13 protein-coding genes are annotated in these 13,822 nt (G+C 35.4%); 3 read left to right on the top strand and 10 right to left on the bottom strand.

Features of this window, described 5'->3' with window-relative positions; genetic code table 11:
- The 6 genes from yfmH to G6534_RS02190 all read right to left on the bottom strand — a co-directional run bounded on the left by yfmH (nt 1) and on the right by G6534_RS02190 (nt 7,308).
- Entirely contained in the window at nt 1-1,239 is a 1,239-nt protein-coding gene (gene yfmH, locus G6534_RS02215; RefSeq protein WP_182083102.1) for an EF-P 5-aminopentanol modification-associated protein YfmH, read from the bottom strand.
- Entirely contained in the window at nt 1,232-2,515 is a 1,284-nt protein-coding gene (gene yfmF, locus G6534_RS02210) for an EF-P 5-aminopentanol modification-associated protein YfmF (RefSeq protein ID WP_059074055.1), read from the bottom strand. The genes yfmH and yfmF overlap by 8 nt, the downstream gene beginning before the upstream one ends.
- A complete protein-coding gene (locus G6534_RS02205; protein ID WP_059074056.1) occupies nt 2,512-4,890 on the bottom strand; it encodes a DNA translocase FtsK in 2,379 nt (792 codons plus the stop codon). Before G6534_RS02205 ends, yfmF begins: the two co-directional genes overlap by 4 nt.
- A gap of 82 nt (nt 4,891-4,972) precedes the next feature.
- Nucleotides 4,973-5,395 (bottom strand): DUF1149 family protein, encoded by a 423-nt coding sequence (locus G6534_RS02200; protein WP_010020569.1) that lies wholly within the window; start codon nt 5,393-5,395, stop codon nt 4,973-4,975.
- Between the two features lie 10 nt (nt 5,396-5,405).
- On the bottom strand, nt 5,406-5,915 hold the full coding sequence (gene trmL / locus G6534_RS02195; RefSeq protein ID WP_057813974.1) for a tRNA (uridine(34)/cytosine(34)/5-carboxymethylaminomethyluridine(34)-2'-O)-methyltransferase TrmL: 510 nt from the start codon (nt 5,913-5,915) through the stop codon (nt 5,406-5,408).
- Nucleotides 5,916-6,099: 184 nt separating this feature from the next.
- A complete protein-coding gene (locus tag G6534_RS02190) occupies nt 6,100-7,308 on the bottom strand; it encodes an AI-2E family transporter (protein ID WP_059074057.1) in 1,209 nt (402 codons plus the stop codon).
- A gap of 75 nt (nt 7,309-7,383) precedes the next feature.
- Here G6534_RS02190 and G6534_RS02185 point away from each other — a divergent pair, with 75 nt between their 5' ends.
- The 3 genes from G6534_RS02185 to G6534_RS02175 all read left to right on the top strand — a co-directional run bounded on the left by G6534_RS02185 (nt 7,384) and on the right by G6534_RS02175 (nt 9,992).
- The gene (locus tag G6534_RS02185) at nt 7,384-8,400 is read left to right on the top strand and encodes a lactonase family protein (RefSeq protein WP_059074058.1); all 1,017 of its coding nucleotides are present in this window, start codon (nt 7,384-7,386) and stop codon (nt 8,398-8,400) included.
- A 33-nt stretch (nt 8,401-8,433) separates the two neighbouring features.
- Nucleotides 8,434-9,270, top strand: a complete 837-nt coding sequence (locus G6534_RS02180) for an undecaprenyl-diphosphate phosphatase (protein WP_059074059.1) — start codon at nt 8,434-8,436, stop codon at nt 9,268-9,270.
- Nucleotides 9,271-9,350: 80 nt separating this feature from the next.
- A complete protein-coding gene (locus tag G6534_RS02175) occupies nt 9,351-9,992 on the top strand; it encodes a copper homeostasis protein CutC (protein WP_182083265.1) in 642 nt (213 codons plus the stop codon).
- Nucleotides 9,993-10,034: 42 nt separating this feature from the next.
- Here the strand turns inward: G6534_RS02175 and mgtE are convergent, their stop codons facing one another.
- The 4 genes from mgtE to yjbM are packed head-to-tail and all read right to left on the bottom strand — an operon-like array spanning nt 10,035 to nt 13,773.
- Nucleotides 10,035-11,408, bottom strand: a complete 1,374-nt coding sequence (mgtE, locus tag G6534_RS02170) for a magnesium transporter (protein WP_059074060.1) — start codon at nt 11,406-11,408, stop codon at nt 10,035-10,037.
- Nucleotides 11,401-12,321 (bottom strand): RluA family pseudouridine synthase, encoded by a 921-nt coding sequence (locus G6534_RS02165; RefSeq protein WP_059074061.1) that lies wholly within the window; start codon nt 12,319-12,321, stop codon nt 11,401-11,403. Before G6534_RS02165 ends, mgtE begins: the two co-directional genes overlap by 8 nt.
- Complete coding sequence (locus G6534_RS02160; RefSeq protein ID WP_059074062.1) at nt 12,308-13,120, bottom strand: NAD kinase; 813 nt, start codon at nt 13,118-13,120, stop codon at nt 12,308-12,310. The genes G6534_RS02165 and G6534_RS02160 overlap by 14 nt, the downstream gene beginning before the upstream one ends.
- The gene (yjbM, locus tag G6534_RS02155; protein WP_059074063.1) at nt 13,120-13,773 is read right to left on the bottom strand and encodes a GTP diphosphokinase; all 654 of its coding nucleotides are present in this window, start codon (nt 13,771-13,773) and stop codon (nt 13,120-13,122) included. The genes G6534_RS02160 and yjbM overlap by 1 nt, the downstream gene beginning before the upstream one ends.
- Nucleotides 13,774-13,822: the final 49 nt, after the last annotated feature.

Below are 13,822 nucleotides of genomic sequence, written 5' to 3'. Positions count from 1 at the left end.
TTACTTCCTATTTGGTAAAAGATTGTAGTAGGTGCAATTATCATCTCTCAAAAACTTCTCTGCAATTGTCAAAACGTCATCTTTTTTAATTGAATCAATCATATTGATTAACTCTAAGTAATCGACATCATAGAAATAAAGTTCCGCCATCTGATTAGCAATGGCTTCAGGAGAATTCTGTGCAAACAAGTAAGAGCCAATGGCATCACGCTTAATTCTTTCAAATTTAGCATCCGTTAGAACTTCTTTTAATGAATCATAAGACAAGTGATTGCCTAGATATTCTTGAAATTTTTGAGGATTATTATTTGACCCACTAATTATGATAAAACAATAGTTATTTTCTGCAACTACATTATAAGAAAAACTATCATCAATTAGACCAGAATTACTCATTTCTTGATAATTCTTGGAAGATTCACCAATCAGAGTCTCCATAATCATATTTAATTCAAATTGTTTCTTTACTAAATCGTACCCAGACATTTCAGTATCAATTCTAATTCCATAGGCACTGCGAGCCTGACTAATATCCATCGTTTCCGATCCACCTTGACCAATTGGTTCAAATTGACGATTAATTTTTTGCAAGGGTTCATCGATTTGATGAAAATTAGAATTTTCAACTATATTTTCAACCTTTTCAAAATCAACATCCCCGACTAGAACGAGGTTCATATTATCAGGTCGATAATTTTGTTGATAAGTCGACAATAAATTTTTGCGATTGATTTGTTTTAACGACTCACTTGAGCCAGCAATATCTTGTGCAATCGGATCATTAGGATACAATTGTCCCAAAATCCGTTGTTCCAATACCCATTCGGGCATATCTAGATACATTTGAATTTCTTGATCGATGATTCCCCGTTCGGATGCAACATTTTCATCGGTGAAATATGGATTTTGAATCAAGTCTAATAAGACCTTCAAATTATCATATGGGTTATCTAAAGTTTGGAACAAATAGGCCGTTTTCGTATAACTAGTGTAGGCATTGGAATTAGCACCGTATTGGGCAAATTTTTCCGATACATCATAATTAGGCTTAGCGAACAGTTTATGCTCAATAAAATGAGCAATTCCAGCAGGTAGAGTCCCTTTATTCGTTCTAGTATCTACTGAGCCAAAATTAGTCATCGCTAATCCATAAACCTGATTAAATCCTGACATCGGTACAACATTGATTTGTAAACCGTTATTTAACTTCTTTGTTTGTTTCTCTAACTTCTCAGTCATTCGAATCTCCAATCAACTGATATTGTGCAATAGCGTGTAAATTATTGGCCACACTAGCAATATGATCACGATCTAAATTATCTAATTCTGTTTGAAACTGCTCATCGCTCATCAACGTCTTGGGATAGACAGTTTCCCAAATACTACGCATGATGTAGTACTGAATTGAATCAGTCGCTATCTTTCTTCTTGTCAACATGACCTTTTGAGCATGTTCAACTTGAGTATCAGTAAATTCACCATTTTTAATAAAGTCAATTTGTTGATTGATCAAATCTAAAGCTTTTTGAACTGAATCAGAATCTAACCCAGCTTGGATCGTGACTAAATGGCTCAATGGTTGATAAGTACTGGATACTGAATAAGCTAAACTATTCTTCTCTCGGACTTGTTGGAACAATTGTGATTGATCATCACCACCCAAAATCAAATTCATAATTTGAGGTGCCAAGCGATTAAATTTTTTAGAAACGCCTTCGGTTGCATAAGCTAGAGCAATTCGACTTTGATTGAGATGTTTATGTTCAATTTTTTCAGCTGGATTAGCAATCAATTGATTGAACTTATCGAATTCAATTTTCAAATCTAGGCGTTCATTATTCATTTGAGTATAAAAGCTACTAGTTAAAATATCTTCTGCAAATTTTTCTTCATCAACATTTCCAACGACATTAATGACAATCGTATCGTTTTTAATTACATCTTGGTACATTTCCAGCAATTTTTCATTTGTTAACTCATTTAGTTGATCAATACTACCAAAAATCGGTATTTGACGATCAGGATTGTTTTGATAAATCAACTTAGTTAAACCAAGCGTACTGACTAAATCTTGATTATCTTGAATCGAAACCAAATTAGACATCAAATTACGTTTTTCAGTTTCAAAAGATGTTTGATTGAATTCCTTGCCTGTTAAATTTGGTTTAAAAATTATCTCATTCAATAATTCCAAATTGTCTTTAATTTGCGTTTGACCATCAATCAAAAAATTAGGATCAGCAAATTCAATGCTGAAAGCTAAATCATTAAAATTCAAAAGATTACGTGTAAAAACATTGATTTCAGAACCATACAATTCCATTTCGCGGTCATTTATCGATCGAAAACTAGGATAATTAGCCGTTGAATTGGACATAACGTTAGCCAACAATCGACGACCCGTAGTTTCTTCTTTCTTCAAAGGACGAAGAAAATCGACTTGAATTTTAATAGTTCGAAATTTTTTGATTGGATTTATATTTAAGAAAATATTCTTTGCTAATGTTTTTCTCAATTTTTCACCTGATTTTTTCTTATTGTTTCTAGTTGTTCGGGAGTAATTAGTACTTTTCGTGGCTTACTGCCCTCTGATGGTCCCACGATACCCTTATTTTCCATTTCATCAACCATTCTTGCAGCTCGATTATAACCGATAGCAAATCTTCTTTGAAGCATAGAGACACTAGCTGACTGACCTTTAACGATCATATCGACAGCATCATCCCAGTATTCATCTTCTGGTTTATCACTATCACTGCCACCTTCTTCAACATCAGTAGGAATCATTTCTTCATCGTAATGGGCCTCTTGTTGCTCACTGACAAATTTCACGACATTTTCAACCTCTGATTCGGAAATATAAGCTCCCTGAAGTCGAATTGGTTTACTCTTCCCGATTGGTTGGAAAAGCATATCTCCTCGTCCTAAGAGCTTCTCAGCTCCAACTGAGTCCAGAATAGTTCTTGAATCGACCCCACTAGAAACGGCGAAAGCCATTCTCGATGGAATATTGGCTTTGATCAACCCAGTAATAACATCAACAGAAGGACGCTGCGTTGCAATAATGATATGTAATCCGGCTGCACGTGCCATTTGAGCTAAACGAACGATAGCCGCTTCTACTTCATGACCAGCTACCATCATCAAATCAGACAACTCATCAACGATAACGACAATAAATGGCAAGCGTTCCATCTTATCCTCATCTGCAGCAGTTTCATTGAACTTATCAACGTCAGCGTTATACTCACCAATGTTACGGTGACTAGTCTCAGCAAACAATTTATAACGACGTTCCATTTCTTTAACAGCTTTTTGTAACGCTCCAGCCGCTCTTCTAGCATCAGTAACTACTGGAATCAACAAATGAGGAATACCGTTATAAACGTTCAATTCAACCATCTTGGGATCAATCAAAATCAGTTTGACCTCATTAGGTTTAGCTTTCATCAAAATACCCGTGATAATCGTATTGATTGCGACTGACTTACCACTACCAGTAGAACCAGCAATTAACAAATGGGGCATTTTAGTAATGTTAGCTTCAATGATATTACCAGAAACATCTTTTCCAAGTGGAACAACTAACGGATGAGTCTTATCTTTTTGATTTTCAGTGATATCTTTAAATGAAACTGTTGAAATAGTCTTATTAGGTACTTCAATACCAACAAATGGTTTCCCTGGAATAGGCGCTTCAATACGAATATCTTTAGCGGCCAATGCCAATGCTAAATCATCAGCCAGATTGACAATCTTACTTACCTTAACACCAACGGCTGGTTGAACTTCATACTTTGTGATAGTTGGTCCTAAACTAGCCTTTTTAACTTCAACGTCAACGCCAAAACTCTTAAAAGTCTGACGCAACTTATCTTTGTTCTCTTCAATCAAGTGAACTTCTGAAGTTTGATCCGTCTGTGGTACTTGCTTCAACAAATCAACGGATGGCAACTCATAACCATCATTATCACCCGGCTCAGCTTTCTTATAACCAACTGGATCTGGTAAATCTTTATCTTTAGTGCCGTCGATACCATAAGGTTTAGATACCACAGTAGCCATTGAAGTTGGCTGTTCCGGAGGTTTTGGTGCTCTTTCGATTTCAAAGTCATCTGGTTTCTTGTCTTCTTTTTTGTCTTCAACAAAACTGTTGAAACCATCTTCCGTCTTATTGTCATCCCTTACTATTGGAGCACGTTTAACTGGCTTATCAGATTTAAGATTAACTTGCTGAGTTTTCTTTTGATCAACGTAATTGCTGTAATGACCAACTAAAATATCTTTAATTTTGATAAACAGATGCTTTAAGAAAACCAAAATATCAGTTGTTACAACTGAAACTTGTTTCATCGTAACGTTTAATAACATTAAAAATCCAATAAAAATAATTAACGCAGTGACAAAGTACGTTCCCACACTTGAAAACATCGGCATGAAGAAACTATATAAATAAGAACCTATCATTCCTCCACCGACTGATCCACCGACATCGACCTGCGTTATATCGGCAGACAGAGTATTCCATGTGACGAGATTATAATTGTGATATAGCGACATACTGGAGAAGAAAATGCCGTGTAAAATTATTAGTGTTCCTAAATAAACAAACAAAAAACCAAAGTTTCGTTTAGGCGACAACAATGGAAATCGCCCTGTAGCAATGATGAATGCCGCTACAACGATACTGATAATCAATAATACTGGATAACTATCCCCAACAAAAATTCGATAAATATTATCGAAAGTTTTGCCAACGAGACCAAACTTGAATAAGCCTAGAATCGCCAAGATTATCCACACTAAACTGACCAAAGATCTAATCAGCCGTGAATTATCAACGGTTTTTTTACTCTTTCTAGGCCTTGAACTTGCCTTTTTTTTAACCATAAGTACCTCACATGAATTTAAAAGTAATCATCTAAAATTATACCTTTTTTGAACATTAAAAAAAACAGCCCTCAAGGACTGTTTATTTGTCTTCTTCATTATTAGGCTTAATTTCTGCATCTTTAGTGAAGTTAAGTGAAACACCGTGATTCAACGTTACACTCGTAACTTGATAAGTTAATGTTTCAATATACTCAACTGCTGAACGAGAGATTTGTTGAACTTGCTTGCCATCTAGGTCTTCCGCTTCACCGTGGAAACCAACAGGTTGAACTACTTGTCCAACTAATCCTGAAACTTTAAAAGGAGCATCTTTCATATGGATTTCAAAAGGAATAACCACTTGAAAAATCTTTCCTTCGTCTTCATTCATAGGCTGACCGTTCTCATCTTTAAATTCAGGATGCTCGATACTAATATTTAAAGTACTCTTCTCATCGGCACTTGGTGATTCAACATCATAGTGAAACGCTTGAACGCTAACTGCACCTTTATTAATTTTCATAGTTTTTCTCCTAATCTAATTTATCGTGTTCATAATGATGACTTAATTCCAAACCAGCAAAATGTTGTTGGCGCACGGCTTCATAAATAACCAAAGCTGCACTGTTAGATAAATTTAATGCTCGAATATTATCACTCATAGGAATTCGTAAGCACTTTTCAGGGTTACGGCGCATGAAATCTTCTGGCAAACCAGTTGTCTCTTTACCAAATAAAAAGTAATGATCAACTGAAGTATCTGAGAAATCTTGATCACTATAAACCTTATCTGAAAATTTAGTAATTAAATATAAATATTTATCGTCAGGTATTGATTCCAAAAAAGCATCCAAATCATCATGATAAGTAATGTCAACTTTTTCCCAATAGTCCAAACCTGCACGCTTCATATGAGCATCATCAGTATTGAAACCTAATGGTCTGATCAAATGTAATTTAGTATTAGTTCCCGCACAAGTTCTAGCAATATTACCAGTATTAGCTGGCATCAATGGTTCATAAAGTGCAATATGGTTCGTCATTATTTAATCTCCTTTTACATAAACAAAAAGCGCATGACCTCGGTGAAAACCACAGCAAGGACATGCGCTAGTATAGCCTCTTGTTTACTTGCTTTTGTCAAAATTACTCCTGAGAAAAACAAATAACCCCAAAACTCATAAAACATTATATACGTTTTATCCGGTCTAGACAATGGTTTTTGAATTATTTGTGATTTTTCTTAGAATTTTCTGTATCTTTTACAGTTGTCGTTTCATCAAGTGGCTCAACATCTTCATCATCGTACCAAGAAGAATTACGTTTGAACCAATTAAAAATTCTCGTACAAATAATTTTTAAAATAGCAAAGATTGGAATTCCTGCAATCATTCCTACTAACCCGTACAATCCAGCCGAAACTAGCAAAACTAGAATTGTCGTTACAGGATGCATTTGCATTTTATTACCAACAATGATTGGTGAAATAACACGCGTCTCAATCGTCTGCTCAACGGCAAAGACAATCAATACTTTTATAACCATCGATGGAGCAATAAAGGCCGCAATGACTAGTGAAGGAATCAAGGCTAATGCTGAACCGACGTAAGGAATCAAGTTTAAAATCCCGGCAACGATTCCTAAAATCAAAGCATATCGTTGTCCAATAATCAAATAGCCAACAAAGAACATAACGGCTACCCAGAAAGCTACTGTCAACTGTCCAGTAATGTAAGAACTCAACGACTGACTAATTTCTGAAAGCATATCACTAACCGATTTCTTCAAACGATTAGGAACGAATTTAACAACTGATACCTTGAATTTCTTGTCGTCTTTTAACATAAAGAACAAGATAAAAGGTGCCGTTAGCAAGATCATGACAACATTAGTCAAGACACTTACCGCCGAGCTTAAATTATTCATCGTCTGTGGCAAGATTTGGCTCATAGATTTTTCAAAACTCTTCGTGATGCTGGCATTAGTTGTAGCTAGTCGCTCTTTAACAATATGTAATTTTGGATCAGAAAACATATTTTGCAAGCTCTTATTCAAAGAATCCCAATATTGTGGCCAATTCTTAACTAATGAATCAACTTGGCTTTGTACGAAGGGAATCAGAGACATAACGCCCCAAATCAATAATGCCAAAATAATAATAAAAACAAAGGCAATTGAAATAATCCGATTAACATGAAGTTTGCTTTCCAAAACATTAATCAGCGGATTAATCAGGTAATACAATACCAAGGCCAAAATAACTGGTGGCATGACAATTCCTAAAATTTGTCCGACTGGTTGAAAAACAAAACTGATTTTCGAAAATAAAAATATAATCAAAAACACTAAAAATATATTAACCAAAATCACCGTCAATTGGTTGTTTAAGAACCATTTGTAAAACCAACTTTTATTTTTTTCCGGTGTTTCTCGCATAGATTGCTCCCCAAAATTTTTATACAAAGATTATACTGTATATTATAATACTATACATTATTTGGAGGAATTGTAATGATTGAAAAGCTTCTTTTAAGCGGTTACACAAAAAAGACTGGTAAAGGCGTCTATTCTGCCGATTTTAATTCTGAAACTGGTGAATTAACTACACCTAAAGTATTGGTCGAATTAAATGGACCAACATACATCGATGTAACTAATGATATGAAATTGATTGCTTTAGCTAAAAAAGGCGATCGTGGTGGTATCGTCGTTTATGATATCAACAATGAACCTAAACTTTTGGATGAGGACTTTTCAGAAGAAACTTCACCATCTTACGTTAAATTTGACCCTAGTCGCAATTTGATTTTTAGTGCCTATTTCCACTTAAGCAAAGTAAAGATTGATCATCTAACTGACGACGGTAAAATCGAACACTGCTCAGAAGTCAAATTTGAGGGTCACGGTCCTCGTGCTGAACAAGATCAATCTAAACCTCACTTCAGTGCTTTGACTCCTGATGGCAAATTAATTATTTGTGATTACGGTGCTGATCGTATTTACATTTATAATATTGACGATCCTAAAGAACCAAAATTGATGAATAACTACATTGCCCCAGCTGGATATGCTCCAAGACACCTAGTCTTCCACCCAACAAAACCAATCGTTTACGTTGCTTGTGAATTAGCTTCAAAAGTTTTGGTTATGGAATACGATGCAGAAACTGCTGGTTTGACATTAGTCGATGAAGTTGAAGCTGCTAAAGATGAACAAAAGAATACAACAGCTGCTATCCGTATTTCTAAAGATGGCAAATTCTTGTACGTTTCAACTCGTGGCGCTGACACAATTGCTACTTTCAGTATCGACAAAAATGGCGACCGTCTAAAGAAACTCAATACAGTTTCAACTAACGGTAATGGACCTCGTGATTTTGAATTAGATCCTTCTGAAAAATATTTGTTAGCTGCTAATCAAGATAGCGACGACTTAACTATCTTCAAACGCAATCCTAACAAAGGAAATTTGACACCATTAGAAAATAAAATTTCCATTCCTGAGTGTGTTTGTGTACACTTTATCTAGTTCCAAATTTAATTCAGGAGAATATTATTAATTATGTTCATTGAAATTATTAAAACCATCATTTTGGGTATTATTGAAGGTTTTACCGAATTTCTACCTATCAGTTCAACTGGACACTTGTACTTAGCTGATGAATTCATCAAATTAAATGAATCTACAGCTTTTATCAACATGTTCATGGTAGTTATTCAATTCGGGGCAATCTTAGCGGTTATCCTTATCTACTTCCACAAGTTGAATCCTTTCTCACCTAAAAAGAACCATCGTGAAAAGAATCAAACTTGGAGTATTTGGTTTAAAGTTATAGTTGCCATTTTACCTTCAGTAATTATTGGACTTCCTTTAAACGACTGGATGGATGCACATTTAACTAGTTGGCAAGTTATTTCTGCCACATTATTGATTTATGGTATTTTATTCATAGTCGTTGAAAATTGGTTGAAGAATAAACGTCCTCAAGTTGAAGATTTAGACCATCTCTCATATAAAACTGCCTTTACGATTGGTCTTTTCCAAGTCCTATCATTAGTTCCTGGTACCTCTCGTTCTGGAGCAACTATTTTAGGTGGTATGACAGTTGGTACATCTAGATTCGTGGCAACTGAGTTCTCATTTTTCTTAGCTATTCCAACTATGTTTGGTGCTAGTTTACTGAAAATTGGTAAGTACTTCATGAACGGCCATTCCTTTACTGGTGACCAAACAATTATCCTACTTGTTGGTACATTAGTTTCATTTATCGTTGCTTACGCTTCTATCAAGTTCTTGCTTGATTACATCAAACGTAACGACTTCAAAGCCTTTGGTTGGTATCGTATCATCTTGGCAATCATTGTCATCGCATACTTTGGAATCAAATCCTTTGCATAAAATTAGGACGTCTTCGGACGTTCTTTTTTTGTATAAAATTGTTAGAATAAAGATACTGATAAAAAGAGGGGTTGAACATTATTTATAAAGAAGTTGCTGTAGAAAATTTCACTAAGATTCCCGCCGCTGTTTTAAAAGGTGCTAATCGAATCGAACTAAACGATAATTTGGCTGTTGGAGGTACTACTCCTAGTTTTGGTGTTTTACAAGAAGCTACTAAATACCTTCAAGAAAAATCCGTTCCTGTTGTTGAAATGATTCGTCCACGTGGCGGAGATTTTGTTTACAATGATCTTGAAATCAAAATGATGGAAGCTGACTTATTCCAAGCTCAAAAATTGGGTGTCGATGGAGTAGCTTTTGGTGCTTTGACTAAGGACGGAGATTTGGATGAAGATGCCATGGAACAATTAATTGCTGCTTCTAGTGGCATGCAAATCGTCTTCCACATGGCCTTTGATGCTTTAGCTGAAGACAGCAAAAAATCAGCTATCGATTGGCTAGTAGATCATGACGTTGATAGAATCCTGACTCATGGTGGACCACTAACAACACCAATCGATCAGACTTTAGACAACATCAAAAAATACATCGACTACGCTGACGGCAGAATCACTATTCTACCCGGTGGTGGCGTTAATTTTGAAAACTGCGATACGATTGCTAAAGAATTAGGCGTTAAAGAATTACACGGTACAAAAATCATTGATGGTATTCAATAAAAAAACTGTATTGACTAAAAAAATTAGTCAATACAGTTTTTTTCACACTTTGATAAAGTATTGCATAAACACTCCGGCAATACTGAAATAAATTAATACACTAGTTAAATCACTTAAAGTTGAAATAAATGGTCCACTGGCAACCGCTGGATCGAATCCAAAGCTAGACATCAACATTGGAATAAAACTACCAGCCAAGTTAGCTACTGTAATAGCGGCACACATCGCCATACCGATAACCATCCCTAAAACAAAGTTATGTTTCCAAATTCCTACTAGCAAAAGAACTGCAACACCTGTTACTAATCCAGTTACAAAACCAGTGATCAATTCTTTAAATAGTAATTTTAAAAATTCGTGTCGATTTATTTCTTCAACCGCTAAACGCCTAACTGCCACAGCCAAACTCTGTGTACCAGCATTACCGGCTGTACCAGTGATTGTTGAAATGAAGACGGCTAAGATACTCGCTTCAGCCAACAAGTTCTCATAATGGTTGATCAAGGTTGCAGTAATCATACTCAAAAGTAACAATGTAATCAACCAAGGCAAACGCTTGGAAGCGGCTTTGAAAGGACCATCATTGTTGGTCTCATCCATACTAACACCGGCCAAACCAGAGTAGTCTTGTTGAGCTTCGTCATCAATAACTTCAATAACATCATCAACTGTAACGATACCAACTAATTTGTTCGAATGGTCAACAACGGGAACAGCTAAAAACTCATAATCTCTAAATACTTGAGCAACTTCGGCCTGTTCCGCATCAACATTGACCGTAATAATATCACTATTCATTTTTTCACTTAAAGTATCGTCATCTTCAAGTAAAATCAAATCACGCAACGACATAACACCAACTAAATCATCGTGATGATCCAAAATGTAAATATAATAAATTGTTTCAGCAGTTTTAGCAAATTTCTTCAAAGCTCTGATGGCTTCAGCTGCTGTTTCTTCCTCATGAAACTCTACGTAGTCGGTCGTCATGATACCACCGGCAGTTTCAGTGTCATAATGCAATAATCCACGCAAATTATTAGCATCGTTACGTGGCATTTGACCTAGGAATCGGTCAACATCGACCTTATCCAAATGTTCCAAAACATCGGCGGCATTATCATCATACATATCGTTCAACATTTTTGAAGCATAACTGAGATCCATTTCCTTCAAAAGTTCAGGAATTTTAGGATTGTCATCTTCAATGGTATCGAACATATCTCCCATTTCGTCCGGTTCCAAAATTGAATAAAGCGTCATTCGTTCAGGCTTATTCAACGTGAGGTAAAAAGTACTCTGGTCATAAAAATGCATATCCAAATAAGTTTTTCGGAATCGCTTTTTATCACCTTCATCAAGATAATCCTTCAATTGCGAAAATTTATCTTGGAGTCTTTTTTCGTTTTCATCCATTCTTCTCACCCCTTAACACACCCTTTAACATTACCATATCTTTTGGTAATGGCGCGGTTAATTTTAATAACTTTTTAGTAACAGGATGAACTATATTTAAACGATAACAATGCAAGGCTTGTCGACCCATTCGAGGGTCAATTTTTTTGCTATACATATCGTCTCCAATTATTGGATGACCAATTGCTGTCAAATGAACGCGGATTTGGTGTGTTCGACCTGTCAATAGTTTCAATTTTAATAAACTGGCATCATCGAATTTCTCGACTGTTTCGTATAAAGTTTTTGACGGCTTACCAAGATTATGATCGATATTACGCATATAAAAAGCCTTCGGATCAATTCCAATCGGCAAATCGATCAAACCTTTTTCTGGTGACACTTGACCGTAAACCATCGCTAAATAAAATTTTTGAAAATCTTCCGTATGTAAAATCCGATCTAACAACGAATGTGCATACGATGTTTTAGCGAAAACCATCAATCCCGAAGTATTTCTATCCAAACGAGTGACTAAATGAATCGAACTATTTTCTTTTTTATCGATCAAGTAAGACTTGACCACATTTGCCATTGTTTTACTGTCCTTAGCTTTTGCAGGTAAACTGGCAATCCCCGGTGGTTTGTTGATAACCAATAAATAACTATCTTCAAATACGACATCTACTTTACCCGGCATTGGTTCAATCAAATCAGAAGGCTCCTCTGAATTGAGGACTATTAAGATTTGATCACCTTTTTTTAGCGGATAATTAAAATGACGTTGCTTATGATTCACAAAAATTTGTCCACCCTTATTTTTTAAGTTGTGTAATTGACTAGAGGAAAATTTGTGTTGAACTAAAAATTTGCGAACTATTTTTTTATCATCGTCACCAATCGTAAATTTCAAAAAACGGTTATTTTGGTTCATCTTGTCCTAAGAAAGCTGTCTCTACTCTAGTCCAGAAGTGTCGATGTCGATATTGGGCAAATTGGGCTCGTTGATAATTTAGCTTAATCGTAATTCGACGTACATTTTTCAATTTAGTAGTAATTCCATCACAACTGATCACATAATCATCAGCTGTCTGAGGATAAAGATCAACTCTTTGATTATGCGGAATAATGATTGGTGAAGAGATTGTCCGATAAACTCGATTGTTGATTGAGGCAATTTCAATCATTTGAAAAACACTGATTTTGGGATGGATCAAGGCCCCACCGATTGATTTAGAATAAGCCGTTGAGCCTGTTGGTGTTGCAAAACATAAACCATCACCACGGAAATTTTCAAAAAATTCTTTATCCAAATCAACTCGTGTTTTCATTGTCAAGGAAGACAAACGTCTAACCACAATCTCATTGATAGCAATTCCGTGAAACAGTGAACCTTCTTTATTCTCAACCATAACGTCCAAAAGTGGATAACTAGTTGAAGGAATATTATCCTGACATTTAATAATTAAATCGGCTAATTCATCAATTTCTGTATCAGTCCAATCAGAATAAAAGCCTAAATGTCCTGTATGCAAGGCCAAAAATTTTACTCTATCTAAATGTGCAGCATAGGCATGAAAAGTACTCAATAGCGTACCATCGCCACCAACACTAATAACTAGTTGTGGGTCTCTTCGATCCAAAGTTAATCCAGCATCCAGTAATTTACTACGTAATTTGTTAGCCGCTGCAACTGATTGCTCTTTACTATTATTATTAATCCATAATTTCATTATTTATCGTGCTCCGTAGGGTTATTTAAATCTCGTTTTCGATCGGTAAAGTATTGTTGTGCATCTTGAATTTCTTCTCTAATTTTCGACATTTCCTCATCTAGCATAAATGAAGCTTCTGCCGCACGTTTGAGTCGTTCATTGATTTCTTCTGGGAAGTCGCCTTGATATTTGTAATTCAAAGAATGTTCAATCGTAGACCAAAAATTCATTGCCAAAGTTCTAATCTGAATCTCTGCCAAAATATTCTTTTGACCAGAAGCTGTTTGAATAGGATATTCAATCACAACGTGGTATGAACGATAACCACTAGGCTTACTATTAGCAATGTAGTCACGTTCCTCAATAACACGCATATCTTCACGAATATGTAACAACTTAGCCACATCGTAAATATCTTCTACAAATTGACATTGAATTCTAATTCCTGCAATATCTTGCATATCTTGTTCCAAAAGGTCTTCTTTGATAAAACGACGACGCATTTTTTCTTTAATACTATCAACAGTTTTAACACGTCCGGTCACAAACTCAATTGGAGAATGCTCATTTTTTTCTAAAAATTCTTTGCGAAGATTTCTAAATTTAATTTTTAACTCATCGACTGCCTGTGAATAAGGTATCAAAAATTCATTCCATTTGATTTCTGACATAATAACCTCGCTTTACTTACTTTAATATATCGTACATTTAAGAAAGATT

Origin of the sequence: Companilactobacillus pabuli (genome assembly GCF_014058425.1) — a bacterium.
Lineage (GTDB): Bacteria > Bacillota > Bacilli > Lactobacillales > Lactobacillaceae > Companilactobacillus > Companilactobacillus pabuli.
This window is presented reverse-complemented; position numbering and strand designations above follow the sequence as displayed.